Origin of the sequence: Gordonia sp. NPDC057258 (genome assembly GCF_042668985.1) — a bacterium.
Lineage (GTDB): Bacteria > Actinomycetota > Actinomycetes > Mycobacteriales > Mycobacteriaceae > Gordonia > Gordonia hongkongensis.
The window spans coordinates 1-18,193 of record NZ_JBHUXZ010000049.1; the positions used below are offsets into that span (position 1 = coordinate 1).

Consider the following 18,193-nt stretch of genomic DNA (forward strand, 5'->3'; position numbering starts at 1 on the left):
ACCAGCACCACCCTGTGGGCTGCGAGATCGACTGACCGACAGCTAGAAGAAACTGGCTCTAGAACTGCCTGGACCGGCTATCGGGGACCTGCCAATCGGAGTACGGATTCTCCGAGGGATTCCAACGTAAGAAGCGAAGAGAGGGCGGCTTCATCCCCTTCTTCCTGGCTGGCAACCGGATTCGATACCGCCGTGCGGCAGTTGAGTCGTGGATTGCAGAGCAGGAGAAGCACGCGGGTCGAGGGCTGGACCATGAGTGAGGACCACCGGCATGTCGCTGAAACGGGTGAGCGCCTTAGCACCGCCACGACAAGCAGCGTGGCTCCGGCGTCCGGAGACCAAATTGGACCAAAAAGAAGGCCCGCACCCGATTCCGACCAACTGACCAGATGGCCAAGTGAAGTACTCACGAAGTGCAGCCATTGCCACGAACTCAAGTCACAGGATTCGATGGCTGTCGATAGGAACCGGCGAACAGGACGACGAACAGTTTGCAGACAATGTCGCGCAGCGTATGACCGTCGGCGGCACCTGGACCAGCCCCACATCGCATGGGAATCGGACTATCGCGCACGATGTCGCAGGTACTGTCTCGTCCCTGCAATCCGTTCGTTCACAAGCGAGTTACTCGTCGGATACTGGGGTGACGAATGCGTCATGTGCGGCAGTCCGTGGGACCAGATTGACCATCGCACCCCTGTGGCCGCCGGTGGCAGCCACGATCTCGAGAACTGCCAACCTATTTGCGGCCCTTGCAACTCCCGCAAGCGATGGGACAGCGATCGCGACCTGATCCGCGCCTTTCGCCCTGAGCACCCCGATCTTCGGTCGGCAGCGTGACCGCCTTTTGGACCAGCGCTGTCCGGCGACGCAACCAGCGACACTCAGCAAAGGAGAACCTGGCATGACAGGGAACCACCAGACTGCTGGCGATCTAGACGCGAGCACACAGGTAGCCTCGCGGGAAAGGTTTCACCTGCAGCCCCGCTGCAGGGTGTGCCGCAACGACGAGCTACGTCAGAAGGTCAACGATTCACTGGCGTCGGGGGCGAGCTACGCAATGATCGTGCGCACCCTCGAAGCGAGCAACGCAGCACTGGACCCGCGTGATCGAGTGACGATCGACAGCGTCCGCAACCACAGCGCACGGCACTTTCCGGTGCAGAACGTCGCACAGGCCACCTACCGCGAGATTCTCGAACGTCGTGCAGCTGAAAATGCCGTCGACTTTGTCGAAGGGATCGCCGCCGCGATAACACCGTTGGCTTTTCTGGAGACGGTGGTGGTCAAGTCCTACGAGAATCTCGTCGACAATGACACCAAGGTCGACGTCGCCACCGGCATGAGTGCAGCTCTTCGACTGCAGTCGCTGCTCGATTCCAGGGGAATTCAGCCCGACATTTGCTGACTTGCAGGCAAAGGTAACTCAGATCGGCGAGGCAGTAAAAGACGTCGTTCCCCAACACATGTGGGGTGAGATCCTGGCCAAGCTCGACGATCCTCCGCCGCCCACAACTGTGGCTAATTCTCATCCCGACGATCTCGATGACCCCATCGATCCCGACGATGACTATGACGATCTTGACGATGGGTGGTAGGTAGGTTGCGGTGGTTCTGGACGTAGCCAACGGCACTCGAGCTAATGGCCGTGTAGGCGGACAGTTCAGTACACGCGATAATGCTCGCGAACCTTTCCGACCCAGTTCTTGATCGCCAATCTCAGATTCCTGGCCGAATCGCCGTCGGGCACGTCAGCTGGAAGGTTCTGAACGAGCAGGTCGCTGACGCCGTAGTCGAAGACCCCGCCCTCTATGCCTTCCTCACGAAACACCATCAGCGGCAGTTTCAGTCCGAACAAGATTCCGGCCTCAAGGTTGTTCCAGGGAGTTGGGAACGCTAGAGAGGCCCGAACCTTCTCATCGGGGGTCCCCGGCTTTACCAGAACATCCGTCGCGCGCATCTGGGCGAACCCAAGGATGATTCCGCCCGAACAGTGCCGGGCGATCGAGTAGACCTCCTTCAGCGGGTAGTCAACACCGAAGTCTGAACGCCCAAGTGCACGCGGCTCCAGCTCTTCGCCGGCGAGCAAATCGATGATGAAGTCGTACGTTCTCTGTTGAGCAGCGGACAGCGACGTCGGTGCCGAAACGAATACCGGGATGCGAGCAACCATGCAGGCAGGGTAGGTCAGGTCGGCTGGAACTCAGCCGAAACTGAGATTCGGCGAGTCATGCTCCCACAACCTTCTGCGATGTTGAATGTCGCCTGACAATGGCAGCCAGACGGGTCAGTCCACTCGACTACACTGATCACACTTCATGAGTTGCCGCCCCACCAAGCTCCGGCTGGACGGCACGCCAACCCCACGTTCACGGGTGGCCCGGATGACGAAGCGGCCCGCACCGACCGGTGTGAGCAAGAGCGCCTCTTCGGAGGCTCCCAGGTCGAGGAGTCTGCTATGTCCAGGCCCGCGAAGTCGAAATGCGTATCCTACCGACCAGGGCACGTCGTGCACTGGATTCAAGCCCGCAAGGTTTGGGATCCGGGCCAGCTTGAGATCGCGGTGCCGGTCACCTTCCACGTCGACGGCACCGTCGAGCTCCAGGGCACTGATGTGAAGCTCACGATGTGGAATCATGCTCCCGAGCACTTCATCCGCACGCGCCGAGGGGGGATTCTGCGCGCAGTCTGGCTACCGAGACTCCACGTGCTGAGCGTCAACGGGACTATGCACAGTCTCGCCACGCCTGATGAGCGAACAGCTTGCACTTGACGACGTGACCACCTCCCCGAGCATCGGGCGGAGACGCCTTCGAATGGGCTGCAGACTGTGACCATTAGGTCCGCTTGAACGCCAAAGCCTCGGGGACCTGACAAGGAACCTCGCTCCACCAAGCCCCAAGAAACTGCGCGTGCCGTCACGAGGTTGTCCAATCCACCGCCCAAAGTTCACTGCCGACGTAGCATTTCTGCTACCGATGCCAATACGAAGGAGCGTGATTGCCGTGACTGACAGCAACGATGAAATAGACATTCCAATTCATGCGGTAGAGCTGGACGAAACTGGTCGGGTAGTAATAAACGATCAGCGTTTAGCCGAGATTGTGTCCAGAGCGCGGTCGGTCGGTTCGGAAAGTGAGGGTAGTATCGGGGTAAGGGGAAACAATGGGTGCTTGAATAATGGCTGCCTTAACCCAATATAGAGACCGTCCTGGAGTATCTGACAGCGACCTCGCAGGAATGCTCGATGACCGAAGCCTAGAACTAATCATCCTGCCTACCGAGAAATGCAACTTCAGATGCGTCTATTGCTATGAATCATTCGAGCAGGGGCGAATGTCGGCCACCACAATCAAGGCCGTTAAGAACTTAATCAGTGCCAGGCTCCCTCATCTCTCATCACTGCACATCGAGTGGTTTGGCGGAGAACCACTCCTTGCTACTGACATCATTAAGGAAATCGGCGCTCATGCCCTTGGCCTTGTTGATGCCCTTCCCAGCAATCCACATTTTTCCGCAGGTGCAACAACGAACGGATGGCTGCTGACAACAGAAATCGCTGATGGCTTGCTAGAAACCGGCGGTGTAATTGCATATCAAGTCAGTCTCGACGGTCCATCAGAGGCACATGATCGCAGTCGCATCCTGGCCGGGGGGAGCGGCACCTACCATAGGATTATGGATAATTTGCAAGCAATTCGTGATTCAAAACTTCAGGTCGAGGTCGCTATTCGAGTGCACGTCACCTCCGAAAACTTTCAGCATATGCCCGACTGGGCAGCGGCTTTGCTCAGCGAATTTGGAGACGATAGTCGTTTCAAATTCAATCCACAACTAGTCGAGCCATTGGGCGGCCCAAGCGATTCCGAGCTTACGTTTGCCTCTGTTGAGGACTTAGCGTTCGTGCATAAATTGTTCGGAGTTGCGGCACCTGATCATGTTGCTCCTTGTTATGCGGCATCCCCAACATCATTTGTAATTCGGTCGGATGGTGCCATATGCAAATGCACCGTTGCACTCAATGATCCTCGAAATCTAGTCGGACAGCTCAAGGAGGACGGCAGACTCGAGATAGCTCCAGAATCGACCGCTCCATGGCTGCGTGGACTGACAAGCAGAAACATCAACGAGCTTCACTGTCCATTCATGGACCTACCTGTGCGCAAGAGCGTGGTACCGCTCCCAATGCCCGAGATCCGGAAAGGTCCGCTGATGTAACTATGCCAATTCCGCGTTAATGCCCTCATAGGATCATCCCAACTTCGGGCAACAAACACACCCCTGGCTCGTCCCCGTCGACGCAGCAAAAATGGCCACGGCTAGCGGCAGACTCCGCCGAACACTTCCGGCGCTAAGCCGATTGTGATGATATCCCGAGCTTGCGTCGCAAAAGCCACCAAGCAGGACTGATGTCGCGCGACCCAGAACCAGTCGGGCAACTTGCCTACTTGTGGTCTCGGTCAAACTGCTGGTGCTGGATGTCGAGTTCAGCTTCATGCAGGGTGGCCAACAACTTCTCGCGTGTTGTCGCGTCCATGACTGCGAGCACTTCGTCGCGCACACCCGGGTCGACCACTACTCGGACTCTCCCATCCGTGGGCAGCTCCAGCTTGAATCGTATTGCGCCGTGAGTTGAAGGGTCTGCAGCCAGCTCTTCGACCAGCCGTTCGCTGGATGCGCTGTCTCTGGTTTCGCCGGCTAGCTTCTGCTCCGCGCGCCTCCTCGTGGCTGATGTCCGGTTCAAGGACCTCCAGTCAGAGATCACCGCCCAAGCGCCGCTAGCGACTGCACCGATGCCAACTCCCGCAACCAGCGTCAGAACGCTGGTTAGCAACTCAGGTTCCATCATGACAGTTCCTAAAGGTCAGTTGGCCCCACCTGCCCGGATGGGAGGTGGTGAGGCCATGATAGCCATTCCGGATACGATCGCTGATGTGCAATACACAACGGCCGAGATAGTTGCAACAGCGCTCAACAAGTTGCCCGAGATCAACCCTGCAACGATTCCGTAGGACACGAAGCCGTACGCACATACTGTTACGAACCCTGTTGCGACCACGCCGCCGGTAAGCACCTTCCGCGCGGAAACGTAGTGCTTGCTTTCGCACAGGTAGAGCTCCCGAAGCGCACCCCCTAGGAGCGCCACGCCAGTTAGCATGAGCTGACCCGATCCACTTAGGCGGACTAGCCAACCCGGGCTTCCCTCCGGCGAGAGCGGCAGCGTCATAAGGGTTGCAAGGTACGGCACGCTTGCGAGCACGAGCGTCCAGAAGATCCAAATCACCAACCGCAATCCCAAGACACCTCGAATCTCTGCAACGTCAACTCAGCACCCTATCTTGTTGCTTCGTTACATTTCGTACACTCGCTGCGGAGATGGCTGCGCCGCGTCGCAGGAACGATCGGACTCACGACGCTTGCGATCGAACTCGACTCTCGCTGTCAGATCCAACCTAGGGCACACCCCAACTTGACGCCCTCCTTCGCCTCATCTGACGTCAAAATAGACTCCTCTCCGCAATTACTTGACATTTTACACCAGCACCTTAGAGTCTATTTGGACAGTACCGGTGTCGAGGAGGAGCAGTCACTACATGAGCGGCACACGCGTCGGTTATATCCGGGTCAGCACTACTGATCAGAACACCTCGCGCCAGCTTGACGGCGTCGAGATCGACAAGGTGTTCATCGACAAGGCCAGTGGGAAGAATGCCGACCGGCCTCAGCTCGCAGCACTGCTCAACTACGTCCGCGAGGGTGACACCGTCGTCGTGCACTCGCTCGACCGCCTTGCTCGCAATCTAGACGATCTGCGACGCCTCGTTTCAGAACTCAACACCCAGGGTGTTGCAGTTCGGTTCGTAAAGCAGGGCCTGACGTTCACCGGCGACGACGACGCCATGAGCAAGTTGATGCTGTCGATGCTGGGCGCGGTGGCCGAGTTCGAGCGAGAACTGATCCTGGAGCGCCAGCGCGAGGGGGTCGCCATCGCCAAGGCCGCCGGCAAGTACAAGGGCCGCAAGGCCGCACTGACCGACGCCCAGGCCGTCGACCTGGTGAAGCGGATGAACGCCGGCGAGTCCGTCGCTGCCCTCGCTCGGGAGTTCGGGATCTCGCGACAGTCGGTCTATAACTACCGCAAAGCGGCGATGGCCTGAGGATGTCGCCACAACGCAACTATGTGGGCGCAGCGCCGAGGGCCGGGGTTCTGTGCCATCTGTGTCGACAGTCGACGATATTGACTCGAGCACACATTCCACCCCAATGCGCCGGGAATCGCGCGCAGTTCGTCGTTCGCATGCGGCCATACATTCACGACGAGGTCATGTACCAAGACTCGCCACAAGAAGGAGGTTTGTGGCTTCGAACCCTTTGCCAGCCATGTAACGAACTGGCCAGCAAGTACGACCTTGCCTATGGCGACCTCAGCAGGCGAATGGCAACTTTCAACCGACTACAGAATCGAGGTGTGATGTTGCCGGGCACCGGCTGGGGCGTGCCTCCTATTCCGGTAGCACCGGGTCGCGTGTCACGATCAGTCCTCTACGGAATGGCTGCGCTGGCTCCATCGCTTAATCTGGTTCATCACAGCTTCTTGAGGGAGCTACATCGAGACGCAGACGATCTTCGTCTTCCCGGTGGCCTCCAGTTGCGCGTTGCGCGAATCAACCATCCGCAATGCCGAGTTTCCAGTGCATATTGGATGCAACAAGTGATTGGCGACCGACAGAACTACGACGTGTTCGCGGAGATTTGCTTCTTCCCGTTCATTTGGGTTTTGCACAAGCCTCCCCCTAAGTCGCTAGGTCCGAGCTTGATTGACCGCGAACGGTGGGGAAACGCGACCGACTGGATCTGCTATTCAACGGCAGCAGACAGAACCGACCTCCGCGACGTCTTAGATCGTTTACCTCTAACGGTCCACCCGACGCGTCGTGATCGAGCCAACTGGATGGAACTCGCCGGCCACGACGATTCGTACGTCCTTGAGGGGTTTGTCACGGAATGGGGCCTGTAGGCAACCTGCCGCGCGGCCATATACTCGATCTCTCGGTCGAAGAATCAGACGAGGTGTCAACTCATCATTGGTGCGCGATGTCCTCCGGTCAGGTAAGTCTGGAACGAGTGTTCGCCCCACTTGAGCGCGACACGATGATCGAGCGCACCCGCGCCGGCTTGGCCGCTGCTGCGGCTAACGGGCGCAAGCGCGGACGCCCCCGCAAGGCCGACGACGACGCCGGCGTTGCCAAAGCCCGCAGTCTCCCGGATAAGGGCATCTCGGCCACGGACATCGCGAAGATGCTGGGCGTCGCCCGCGCGACGGTTTACCGCTATCTTGCCGGCGACGAGCAGATCAGTCGCCCGAAGCATTCATGCGTAGCCATGCGGCGTCGGTCGGCTTCAAGTCGGCAGGGACGCCGATCCTGCGAGCGATGGCACCGAGATCTCTGCGGAATTGCCTGTCCTTGGCGTTGTACTGGAATGCCATCTGAGCCCACAACGTGCCGGCGATAGCCAGATACAGCCATGCGTCCGTCGGATTGAACTTTGGTTCGCGCAACACACTGAAGCCGAACTCCCGGTCGGCGTTCTGGACGAGATACTCGTCAGCTATGTCGACCGATGGATGAGTGAAGGCGCACATCAGCTTGTAGTACTGGTAGGTACCATCTGCTCCAATCCCGATTTCGTCGCAGATCTTCGAGAAGTCTCGGACTACCTTCCCTGACTTGGTCGGGAGTTCCTCGTAGTCCACGCGAGCCTTTTCTATCGGGTCAGCCGCCTCATTGAATACCTCGATACTCGACTCTCGTAGCCTCTTGACCAATCCCTCAGTCTGGCGGCGGCTCTCGTTGATCCATGCGTTCGCGCCATCCTCGATCTGAGCGATCCATTGCGCCGTAATACCTGTCTCGAAGATCGTCCTGATCTGCGGCATGAGCAGAAGCCCACTGACCTGTTTGCTATGCGCCCTAACAACGAAGTGGAGCAGATTGGTGTTGTTCATTGCGAGCCCGTACACGCACGCGGCGCGACTCAACCGCTCGCCGCTGGTCGTCGGCGCGCGATCCAGAAACCTATGCCATCCTTCAATAACATCGTTGGCCAGTTCAAGTAGCTCAGCCGAAGTTGGCGCACCTGTCGTCACGGGCACATTGTTCCCCACGCCGCCACACACATCGCGTCAGGGCGTATCCAGGCGAGTGGCGGCTGCCATTTCACGAGATGCGGTCGTTGTCGGATCATGGCGCAATAGCAGAAGACCCGGTCGGGTGAGTTCGGTGGCTCATCTGCGCCGGGCGGCTGAACCCTTCGGGCGAATCCATTCCCAGCCCGAAACGTCGGACAGCCGTTCATATCGGTCAGGACTGAGCAGACCTCTATTACGCTTGCTCCGTTGCTGACTGACCCAGGTTCCCAGCCGATAACCGTCGTCAGTGATGTAGGTGGCCGGCGGGCAGGCGTGACCGTTCGTCGTGACGTATTCCTGAAGCCTGGATAGCCCCTCTTCCCACAGTGCGGCACGCGGGTTCCATTGCCAGCCTGGCAGGGTTTGGAGGCGATCAAGGAACTCGGGCCTAAGCGTCCCTTTTTCCTTCAGCTGTCGTTGGAGGTTGACCCAGGTTCCCAGACTGTAGCCATCGAGGTCCTTGTACTGCTGTGGCGGAGATGCGTGTCCGTTCCTGTCGGCATACGCCCGCAGCCGGCAGAAGCTGTCCTCCCACCGGGTCTCGTTCGGGGTCCAGTCCCATCCTGGGAGGCTCTCGAGTCGAGTTGCGCGTGCCGGATCGAGTTCTCCCCTGGAATGATGCTGCCGTTGGGTCTGGGCCCACACGCCTGGACGGTTGCCGTCGGTATCGACGTGGCTCTGGGCTGGCATCGCGTTGGCGTGCTCGTCGGCATAGGCCGCGAGTCGCCGAAAACCCTCCTCCCAACGCGCAGCCTGGACTGATATCACCCAGCCGGGCAAGTCCATCAGTCGTTTCTTCCGGGTGTCGTCAAGCTTCTTCCAATGACTCCGCTGGGTCGTGACCCATTGCCCCAGCGGGAAATCCTGGAAGATGCAGCGTGAGGACACTAAGGCGTCGCCTTCTTGCTCCACGTAGCGGCACAAATAATCGAAACCCTGGTCCCACGCGGTCTCTCGCGTGTTTACCGTCCACTCCGGCAGTGCTGTGAGGCGGTCCCTTCGTTCTTCACTAAGGGTCGACCACTTGTGACGTTGGTTGTTCACCCAACTCCCAAGGCTAAAGTCATTGTGGACGTACCTGCTGCTCGGCAATCTGGAGGTGCCGAACTCCTCCACGTAGTCCAGCAAGTGTCCGTACCCTAATTCCCACCGGGCCGAACGGTCGTCCGTGGTCCAGCCGGGTAGAGCCTCGAGTCTCTGCTGGCGGTCCTCGCTAAGAGTGTCCCAGCGAGTCTTCTGATTGCTTACCCACGGTCCGAGGGCAAATCCGTTGTACCGAGTGTTCTGACGCAGCAGTGCAGTCCCGTGCTCAGCGACATAGTCCTGCAGGTGTCCGAACCCCTCGTCCCACCACACTCCACGAGCGTCGAGAGTCCATCCGGGGAACCTTTCCAGCCTGCGTCGTTGTTCGTCGGAAAGCAGGTCCCACCTGTCACGCTGCTTCGACACCCACCTGCCCAAGGGCTCGCCCTGATAGACAACGGCCTGCGGGACTTGCGCATCACCGTGCTCAGCGACGTATTCCTGCAGCAGCAGGAAAGACTGTTCCCATTGCTCGATCAGCGGGTCGACCATCCAGCCGGGCAGGCGGGAGAGGCGACTTCGCCTGTCCTCGGTCAGGTGGTCCCAGTTCCGCCGCTGCGTTCGAACCCAAATCCCTAACTTGAATCGGTCACACTCGAAATCTCTGGGCGGACAGGTAGCACCTGTTTCGACAGCGTAGCGCCGGAGCAGGTCAAAACCATTCTCCCAATTGGCTGCGCGGGCATCCTGTGTCCACCCCGGCAGGCGTTCAAGCCGGTCTCGTTGATCCTCGGTGAGTTTGTCCCACTTTGTGCGTTGCTTCCCAACCCATTTGCCAAGCCTGTAACCATCGGCATCGACATAGTCGTCTCGGACGCGGGCGTCGCCACTGAGCGCGACGTAGCCCTCAAGGTGCTCGAAGCCTTCCTGCCATTGCGTTTCGCGAACATCGGTCGTCCAGCCTGGCAGGCTGGATAGCCGCTGCCTACGATCTTCAGTGAGGATTTCCCACTTCGTCCTCTGGATGATGACCCATTGGCCTAGCCGGTGGCCTTCGAAGATCTCACTGCCGCGCACCAAGGCCGTACCGCGCTCAGTTGCGTACCTCTCCAGCAGACCGAGCCAGAACTCCCACGGTTGCGTTGACTGTTCGACCAGACGCACGTCGAAGGCTCGGGCGAAGTCGATGCCAACCCTGGCCGGGATGTCGGTGTGAATCTTGTCCGGCAGTCGAGGGTGCCCGCCCTGACGGCCCAATTCTCGGCGTAGGGCGTCGAGTTGCTCGCCAAGTTCGCCGTCGTGGGCGCGGAGCGCCTGGATCACATCCCAGACAGGTTTAAACGCCGAACTGTCCAACGCTGTTTCGGGATCGGTGGTGGTGTCGATGAACACTGGGATGACGATGGTTCCGACGTTCTTGTCATCTGACTTGCGGATCGCTCGACCAACCGCCTGGACGATGTCTACTTCACTGCGTCGGGGGTCGATGAACGCGATACCGTCGAGGGTGGGTACATCGACACCCTCGGAGAGGCATCGGGCGTTGGTCAGTAGACCCCGTTGTCCCTCGTCGAGTCGACTCAAGTGCTGGAGGCGGACATGACGCTCACCAGCACTCATCTCGCCGGAGGCATAGCTCGACCACAGCGCACCCGTTGGTCGTTGTCTTGTGGGCATCCACTCGATGACTTCGGGAACCTCGGCGGCGAACTCGCGGGCCCGTGCGACTCGGGAGTGGAACGAGATGGTGCGATGGAGGTCGTACTTGCGTATGGCCTTGGCCAGCCCGATTTGTCCCGCCAGCGTCCGCGCGTCCGTGAGCTTCTCCCCGTCGCGAGTGACCAAGGTGCCCCTCTCCGCCCAGTCCTTGTACGTTGCATCGTCGACGCCGACGATGACGACCCGGTAGTCGGTGAGCAGGTCGCGCTTGATCGCCTCACCAAACGTGAGGCGATGGAAGGTCGTGCCGAACTTCTTCACGTTGTCCATCGACGCGAGTTCAAAGTCAGCCTCTTTTGCCGCCCTCACGACTCGGCCCGTGAAGTAGCGTGGCGTCGCGGTCATGTACAAGCGCCGGCGCGCTTTGATCGCAGAATCCTCCAACACCGTTGCGAAGTCGGAGGATACGGGTCCAGCGATTCGGTGCGCTTCATCAGCGATCACCAAGTCGAACGCCGGTGCACGCCCGAGTGCGAACGCGGCGGCGATCTTTGCCGAGGATTGGTATGTCGAGAACACCACCCGGGGCCCTGACCGACGACGCAGGAACGTCGCGATCTCGTGCGCATCGGTGGTGACGGGAACACCCAGCTCGCTGGCATGCGCGATTGCGGCATCATCGTCTGACCGCCCGACAGTCTGATCGCTGCACACCGGCAGCGCCTCGAATGGCACCTTGCTGTTGACCGTCCACACCTGCATCGTCTGTTTCAGCAGCGACAGCGACGGCACCAACACCAGAGTCCGCTCGGCGCTGAGCTTCTCCTTGACGAACAACGACGTCAGCGTCTTCCCAGTGCCGCACGCCATGATCAGTTGGCCACGGTCCGAGGTGGTGAACCCCTTGACCACGTTGCGAATCGCTTCACGCTGATGTTCTCGGGGTCTCGCAGGTTTCTGCGGCGTCGACGGGCGCAAGTCAGCAGTGCCTGTTGGCCAACTTACTTCGGACGTCAGCAGATCGCTCAACCCCACGAAAGCGACCTGCTTCTCTTGATCGCTGATCGTCCGTCGAGCGATGCGATGCAATTTGTCGGTCGTGGCTATCAACAGCCGATAGGAAAAGACGGCCCGTGAGGACTCGGACAGGAACTTGTCCACATCAGCCTTGGTCACTGCGTAGGCCGCGTCGTATGCCTTGCTCTGGATCGCCCAGATCCGACCATCAGAATCCTCGGCGACTAGATCGATACCCGCATCGGCTGCCCATCGCCCGGGCCATTCATCCCACAACCACACCCGACGCAGAATCGCCTTGTACGTGGGGTCGTTGGTCAAGAACCACTGACACAGGTACTCGAACTGCCTGCCGCGCACCCTGGGGTCGGAGTCAAGCCTGTTGAAGAGATCGAGGAAGTCCCCCATGACGTCGAAGAATAGATGACACGCCTGACACTTGACCGAAGGCGCAGGACTACTGCCAATCATGTCGCGTCTGATTGGGCGGGTACGTCGGGGCCCAAATGTACGATCCCGCCATGACGTCTCCAACGTGGACAGGTGCAGGCCGGCCAGACCCTCATCAGGGAGCAGATTCGCGGAGCCTACGGCGGCAATTCGCAGGCGGGCATCACGCGGTCCAGCAGCACTCCGAACGTTCTCGTCTACTCCGACCACCATAAGGCCGCCGCCAATGGCTATGACTTCGACGGCTGGGACGAGTCCAAGCAGGTGTACTACTACAGCGGCGAAGGCAAGTCGGTGACCAAGTCATGGCTCGCGGAAACAAGTCAATACGCGACCACCGAGAGGATGACACCGCGCTGCGGTTGTTCGTCGCGGTCGGCAACAAGCCAGGCACAGGCACTCGCATCCAGCAGTACATAGGGCAGTTCGCGGTCGCCCGAGACAACCCCGTCCTGACCCGCACCGCCCCGGGCGCAGATAACGTCGCACGCCCCGTATTCGTGTTTCGCCTGGTGGCGATTGGCCCGGTAGTCGTAGGCGATAACCCACACACAAGCACGATCGAAAGCGTCAGCGGGGCAGCAGAAGTCGCCACAGTAGCTGTTGATGCCGTACCTGTGGCGGCACTCAACACGGAGCGCTCCGATGTGGAGAAATCGATCAGATCCTCGATCGTCCAGAGAGAAGCCCAGCTGACACAACGGTTCCAGCGTTACCTAGAGAACCGTGGACGGGAGGGGATGCGGTTCAAGATCGTCCCTGTCGGAACTCCAGCCGCGATCTATAGTGACCTTGCCGATGTGACTGACAACACTCTCTACGAGGCCAAAGGTTCCGCCGACCGAATGAACGTCCGCTTGGCACTTGGCCAAGTCCTCGACTACGCGCGATACGTCAATGAGTCGCGGCTCGCCGTCCTCTTGCCCGAGCCGCCCGCCGCCGATTTGGTCGAGCTACTCGAGATGTACAACGTCGGTTGCGTCGTTGAGAAGACGCCAGGAAGATTCGTCGACATGTCGACGCTTCGGCGCTGGCCCCTAGTCCGAGTTGAAGTGTCGACGAGAGTTGGCAGCCGCGAGACGGTACGAGGGCGACCACCTCCCTCGATCATCGCTACCGCTAGGCTAATGACGCGCAGCGACGTTTGGCTCGCAGATCTTGACGGCGATAGCTGAGTACAACGACGGCGGCAGGACGCATTCCTGGCGCAGTACAATCGGGACCATCAGAAGGGTGTTCACCTCTCGGCGGAGGCTCGCGGTGCGGAATACAGCGTCACCGTCAGAACTCTATTAACTGAGCACGTCTCGGAATCCCGGCGTTGGGGTCTTTCGGGAACTCCAGGGTTCGAGCAGTTCGCGAGGTCTCGTCGGTGGGTTCTGGCCATCCAAACGGAAGACCCTCGGCCTGCCGGATCGCAGCCATTTCGATGGCCTCGGTGATGCACTGGCGGTGGACGCGGATCATCCCTAGGTTAGTGATCGGCACGTTGGTGCTGTTATTCCGCCGGGGTCGTCCACCCGGCAGCTGCATGTCCGGTACACGCCCACGGAGGCCTTGGTCACTGAATGCGCAATCGATCATGGCCACGACACGACGAGGTGAGTCGTACTTCAGCATGTCGCTGAGCTGTTCCAGGAATTTGGCTCGTCGCTTGTCGGTGATGGCGTTCCTCCCCAACCCTGCCTGGATGAGGCAACCCTCGAAGTAGGCCACGATCTGCAGCCGACTGCTCCGGGTGTATCCCAGGAATCCGTCTACCGTGGGTCGCTTCGTCGTCGGCGGCAGCCAGGCGGAATCGCAGCAACTCGTCTCAGACGATAAATCCAAAGAACTACCTGATGAAGAAGTAGATGAAGCACTACCTGAGTTCTTACTAGCTATAGATGTATCAGTTAGTACTGCGATTCTGGGCTCGACCTGACGTTCACCCTGGTTAGGCGTTTCAACTTCCTCTCCTTGCTGGATAACCGTTTCATCTAGCAATGCGCCGAGGATGAAACACTTACCCACGCGTTTTGCCCGATGCGCCTTCAGCCGGCAGTAAGGAGAGCAGTACCTGGCATCGGATCTCTGAACCACGAAGTCGCTGTCACACACCTGGCAGTGAAAGGGGACGCTCAACGAGTCACCTCGCTATCGGCCGCCGGGCGACGAACCGGACGCAGCAACTGGCCAGGCGGTCACGCTGGTTCTGACTCAACGGCGGCGCGGCATCGACCAACTCACGCACGCGAGCCCTGGTCTCGTCGGTCACCGTCATCACTGGGCACCACCGGCGGCGGCGGTGATCAGGTCGACCTGCTCATCGGTCAGCGGTGGAGAGTCCCGCAACGCCTTACCGACGTAGTCAAGGATGCGGGCGGTGGTGAGCACACCGAGAGCCTCTACGGTGCGGGGATCATCAGCCCCGAACTTGCGCTTGGCCTGGCCATACGTGCCGCCAGCAGCGCTGGTGTCAGGGAAATGCGGGATCGTGCTGGTAGTCATCGGAGTCCTTTGCGACAGGTAGGTGTCGCACGGGTCCCAGGGGCGGGGGCGGAGTTCGACGCTCCTCCGTGCGCTGATCATCGCTGTCGTCAGGGTTCCGGGCGGTCACGACCTTGTGTCGCGGCAATCGTTGGCCGAACTCAACTCGTCCCGGTGACGGTAGCCATAAGGTACCCGAGGCCCGAATGGCCCGTAAAGCCCAAATACCCTGTCGCACAACGCTTTTAATACAGGACAATGTGGGCATTGTCAGCAATTGGCCCAGGTCAGCGGGCCAGGCTCAGGACTTCCACACGACATCGACCGACTTGGGATCGAATCCTGGTCCCCGGTGTGTCGCCTTGTTGATGACCACCCGGATGCCGAGTGTGTCGAGCACCGCCCGCCGCTGGGTCAGTGCCATTGCCGCCCACCGCTCTCGGGCCTGAGGACCGGCCAGCGGTGCCATCACGTCGAGGTCGAGGGTGACCACCGCAGCGCGCTGACCCTCCTGGGCCTCATCGAGTTCGGGCGTCAGCTTGGCGGTGATCCGGCGCAGCTGCTCGCGGTCAATCAGCCCGTCGGCATAGTCGTCCGCTGCCCCATCGAGCCGTCGACGGATCTCGGCGACCCGCTCGGTCAGCTGTCGGGCCTCCTCGTCATCCCCCACCAGCCAATCCAGGGCGTCAGAACGCGACAGACGCTCGAACACGACCTCGGCGACCAATTCATCGACAGCCGCCTCGTTACGGCCCACACAGGCCGCTCTGGAATCGCAGATATAGAGCGCCTGAGGCTTGCCGTACCGACCACGTTTGGTCGAGTGCCGCAGCTTTGATCCACAGACCCCGCACTCCCCTATCCCCCAGCTGAGCAAATGCTTGCGGGCACCAGGACGGGTGGTGCCGTTGGACTGGCGAACCGGGTCAACCAGCAGGGCGACGACCTTCGCATGCTTGGCTCGGTCGACAAGGGGTGGCCAGCAGCCGTCGAATCGCTCCTCGTCGGGTCGTCCCCGGTGGTGAACACGTACGGCGATGTTCGAGTCACGCAATGCCAGCTTCTTGACCGCTGTTTTGCCCCACGTTGCTGAGTTCGGTGCCGGTTCCCCGCGCCGGTTCAGCGACTCAGTGACCCCCCGCAGCGACTCACCCGCCAGCAGCCGGTCGACGATCGAGCGGACCACCTTGGCCTCGTGGGGATGCTCGGTGTAGGTCGCACCTGCTCCTGTGCCGACCTTCTCCCAGCCGTAGCCCAGCGACCCCGATGGCTGCCCAGCGCGTGCGCGTCGTGCAGCTGCAGCCGTAACCCTCTCGCTCTTGACCTCGGACTCCATCGTGGTCCACACCGACTGCATGGCAACCATCGATCGACCCGCTGCTGTGCTGAGGTCGTAGTCGATGCCCTGGGCCTCGGACACGGACACGCCATGCGCGTGGAAGTCGTCGATGATCTCGGCCCACTCGCGTCGGTTGCGGGTCAGCCTGGTCAGGTGAAACACGATGACTCGGTCGATCTGGTGACGGCGGGCCAGGTCCAGGACCTTCTGGTAGCCGGGGCGATCGACACCCTTGAACGCACTAATGCTGTTGTCCCACTGCTCGGCGACCACCTGATAGTCGCGTCCCTGGGCGAACGTACGGGCGCGATCGAGCTGATCGGCGACACCGAGAGCCTGACCGGTGGCATCTTGTGAGATCCGGGCATAGAGAGCGACACGCTGGGGCTTCGCGGTCCGTGTATTCATCCTTAAGAAGCTACCCTGTTCCCCGGCGGGATCGGCAAGACCTGGAAGCCGGAGGACTTCGACACCCTCCTCGAGGACGTCTCGACGAAGCTGTTCGACCGCTTCGACGACTCGACCGTCATCTACCCCGGCCACGGCAAGGACACGACCCTGGGCGCCGAGCGCGGGTCACTACCCGAATGGCGTGAGCGCCGCTGGTGATCCGGAAGCTGGCGACGCCGGTCGACTCCCGAGTGTTTGGTCGCCGTCGCGGGCGGTTACCTATTCCTCGGATCGTTCGGCGAGTCGTGACCCCAGATGCCCCGTAGGTACGCAAACCGGTCACGGCACGCCGAGTGACCTGCAGATTCGTTGCGACAGGGTAGCGTTGAACGGGCCAGAAACGCGCTTCACCCGACGGATCTCGATAGCCAAACCCGACTGAAGAAGGTTGTGACCGATGATTCTCCGACGTATAGCCCGTCCGCTCCTCGCCTCGGCGTTCGTCGCCAGCGGCGTGGACGCCATCCGGAGCCCCAAACCGATCGCGCAGTCCGCGGAGCCGGTCGTGGACAAGGCCCGGTCGTCGCTCCCGCCCGAGGTGGCCGGCCGGATCCCGGAGAACACCGAGACCCTGGTGCAGATCAACGCCGCCGCCCAGATCGGCGGCGGAATCCTGCTCGCCACCGGCAAGTTCCCGCGCGTCGCGTCCGTCGTCCTGGCCGGCACCCTGATCCCGACGACCGCAGCCGGCACCGACTTCTGGAACGAGGCGGACCCGGTCAAGAAGGAAGCCCAGCGCAACGCGTTCATCAAGAACGTCGGCCTGCTCGGCGGAGTCCTGTTGGCGGCGGTCGACACCGAGGGCAAGCCGTCGCTCGCGTGGCGCGGCCGTCAGAAGGCATCCGCTGTGGCCGCGGCGCTGCCGATCGGTGCCGCCGCCGGGTCGTCGACCTGGGAGCACCTCGTCGAGCGCACCCACGACGGCGCCGAGATCGTTTCCGAGCGGTCCGCCGACGCCGCGGCGAAGTTCCGCGAGCACGCACCCGAGATCGCCGAGGCCGCGCAGAAGCGCTCCCTCGAGCTGGCCGGCAAGGCCGCCGAGACCGCCTCCGATGTCGCGGATCGCATCAAGGACCGCGCCCCGGTCGTCGCCGACGCGGCTCTCCACCGGTCGTCGGAGCTCGCCGACACGGCGCTCGCGCGTTCGTCTGATCTCGCCGAGACCGCGCGCAAGCGGGGCCCGAAGCTCGTGAAGGAAGCGCAGAAGCGAGCCGAGAAGGCCCAGAAACAGGCCGCGAAGGCGCAGAAGCAGGCGAAGAAGAAGGCTCCGAAGATCGCCGATTCGGCTCGCGACCGCGCATCCGATCTCGCCGACACCGCCCGCAAGCGCGCACCGGAGTTCGCCGACGTGGCACGCGATCGGTCGGCCGAACTCGCCGACGTCGCCCGCGCACGTTCGGCCGAGCTCGCCGAGACCGCACGCCAGCTCGCCGCAGCTGCCGAGGACTCCGCCGAGCAGAGTCGCAAGCGTCTGCGCAAGGCACGTCGCTGATCCCTCGGGGTCTCCACGCGCACGAGCAACAGATACGAGCACGACCCTGAGCACAACCGATCTCACGACCACGGACGCGGCGCACCCGCCAGAGGATTATCCC

General features: G+C 60.9%; 14 protein-coding genes, 2 pseudogenes and 1 riboswitch. Of the genes and pseudogenes, 9 read left to right on the forward strand and 7 right to left on the reverse strand.

Features of this window, described 5'->3' with window-relative positions:
• Positions 1-657 precede the first annotated feature (657 nt).
• Together ACFUEJ_RS22510 and ACFUEJ_RS22515 are read left to right on the forward strand one after the other, a co-directional pair.
• Entirely contained in the window at positions 658-840 is a 183-nt protein-coding gene (locus tag ACFUEJ_RS22510; RefSeq protein WP_388031982.1) for an HNH endonuclease, read from the forward strand.
• Between the two features lie 64 nt (positions 841-904).
• Positions 905-1,408: a hypothetical protein gene (locus ACFUEJ_RS22515; protein ID WP_388031985.1), complete on the forward strand. Its 504-nt coding sequence runs from the start codon at positions 905-907 to the stop codon at positions 1,406-1,408.
• A gap of 255 nt (positions 1,409-1,663) precedes the next feature.
• Here ACFUEJ_RS22515 and ACFUEJ_RS22520 read toward each other — a convergent pair whose 3' ends face one another.
• Positions 1,664-2,173 (reverse strand): hypothetical protein, encoded by a 510-nt coding sequence (locus ACFUEJ_RS22520; RefSeq protein ID WP_388031988.1) that lies wholly within the window; start codon positions 2,171-2,173, stop codon positions 1,664-1,666.
• A 141-nt stretch (positions 2,174-2,314) separates the two neighbouring features.
• Positions 2,315-2,428, forward strand: a riboswitch (SAM riboswitch).
• Between the two features lie 812 nt (positions 2,429-3,240).
• Here ACFUEJ_RS22520 and ACFUEJ_RS22525 point away from each other — a divergent pair.
• A complete protein-coding gene (locus tag ACFUEJ_RS22525) occupies positions 3,241-4,218 on the forward strand; it encodes a radical SAM protein (RefSeq protein ID WP_388031991.1) in 978 nt (325 codons plus the stop codon).
• 226 nt (positions 4,219-4,444) lie between these two features.
• Here ACFUEJ_RS22525 and ACFUEJ_RS22530 read toward each other — a convergent pair whose 3' ends face one another.
• Entirely contained in the window at positions 4,445-4,849 is a 405-nt protein-coding gene (locus ACFUEJ_RS22530; protein WP_388031994.1) for a hypothetical protein, read from the reverse strand.
• A 745-nt stretch (positions 4,850-5,594) separates the two neighbouring features.
• On the opposite strand from ACFUEJ_RS22530, the gene ACFUEJ_RS22535 reads away from it, so the two are divergent.
• Both ACFUEJ_RS22535 and ACFUEJ_RS22540 read left to right on the forward strand, forming a co-directional pair.
• The gene (locus tag ACFUEJ_RS22535) at positions 5,595-6,158 is read left to right on the forward strand and encodes a recombinase family protein (protein WP_388031996.1); all 564 of its coding nucleotides are present in this window, start codon (positions 5,595-5,597) and stop codon (positions 6,156-6,158) included.
• 994 nt (positions 6,159-7,152) lie between these two features.
• Positions 7,153-7,332 (forward strand): annotated as a pseudogene (locus ACFUEJ_RS22540) (helix-turn-helix domain-containing protein); the annotation flags it as partial.
• A gap of 22 nt (positions 7,333-7,354) precedes the next feature.
• Here the strand turns inward: ACFUEJ_RS22540 and ACFUEJ_RS22545 are convergent.
• Together ACFUEJ_RS22545 and ACFUEJ_RS22550 are read right to left on the reverse strand one after the other, a co-directional pair.
• Positions 7,355-8,149, reverse strand: coding sequence for a DUF5677 domain-containing protein (locus ACFUEJ_RS22545; protein ID WP_388031999.1), 795 nt, complete (start codon positions 8,147-8,149; stop codon positions 7,355-7,357).
• A 138-nt stretch (positions 8,150-8,287) separates the two neighbouring features.
• The gene (locus ACFUEJ_RS22550; RefSeq protein ID WP_388032002.1) at positions 8,288-12,298 is read right to left on the reverse strand and encodes a Helicase associated domain protein; all 4,011 of its coding nucleotides are present in this window, start codon (positions 12,296-12,298) and stop codon (positions 8,288-8,290) included.
• A gap of 347 nt (positions 12,299-12,645) precedes the next feature.
• Between ACFUEJ_RS22550 and ACFUEJ_RS22555 the strand changes: the two genes are divergently transcribed.
• Positions 12,646-13,515: a hypothetical protein gene (locus tag ACFUEJ_RS22555; RefSeq protein WP_388032004.1), complete on the forward strand. Its 870-nt coding sequence runs from the start codon at positions 12,646-12,648 to the stop codon at positions 13,513-13,515.
• A gap of 106 nt (positions 13,516-13,621) precedes the next feature.
• Here ACFUEJ_RS22555 and ACFUEJ_RS22560 read toward each other — a convergent pair whose 3' ends face one another.
• The gene (locus ACFUEJ_RS22560; RefSeq protein ID WP_388032007.1) at positions 13,622-14,056 is read right to left on the reverse strand and encodes a hypothetical protein; all 435 of its coding nucleotides are present in this window, start codon (positions 14,054-14,056) and stop codon (positions 13,622-13,624) included.
• A 46-nt stretch (positions 14,057-14,102) separates the two neighbouring features.
• On the opposite strand from ACFUEJ_RS22560, the gene ACFUEJ_RS22565 reads away from it, so the two are divergent.
• Positions 14,103-14,264: a hypothetical protein gene (locus ACFUEJ_RS22565; protein ID WP_388032009.1), complete on the forward strand. Its 162-nt coding sequence runs from the start codon at positions 14,103-14,105 to the stop codon at positions 14,262-14,264.
• A gap of 338 nt (positions 14,265-14,602) precedes the next feature.
• Here the strand turns inward: ACFUEJ_RS22565 and ACFUEJ_RS22570 are convergent, their stop codons facing one another.
• Positions 14,603-14,830 carry a hypothetical protein gene (locus ACFUEJ_RS22570; protein WP_388032012.1) on the reverse strand — a complete coding sequence of 76 codons (228 nt, stop codon included), beginning with the start codon at positions 14,828-14,830 and terminating at the stop codon, positions 14,603-14,605.
• A 280-nt stretch (positions 14,831-15,110) separates the two neighbouring features.
• Positions 15,111-16,556: a recombinase family protein gene (locus tag ACFUEJ_RS22575; protein WP_388032014.1), complete on the reverse strand. Its 1,446-nt coding sequence runs from the start codon at positions 16,554-16,556 to the stop codon at positions 15,111-15,113.
• 15 nt (positions 16,557-16,571) lie between these two features.
• Between ACFUEJ_RS22575 and ACFUEJ_RS22580 the strand changes: the two are divergent.
• Positions 16,572-16,757, forward strand: a pseudogene (locus tag ACFUEJ_RS22580) (MBL fold metallo-hydrolase); the annotation flags it as partial.
• 238 nt (positions 16,758-16,995) lie between these two features.
• A complete protein-coding gene (locus ACFUEJ_RS22585; protein WP_068971017.1) occupies positions 16,996-18,090 on the forward strand; it encodes a DoxX family protein in 1,095 nt (364 codons plus the stop codon).
• Positions 18,091-18,193 lie beyond the last annotated feature (103 nt).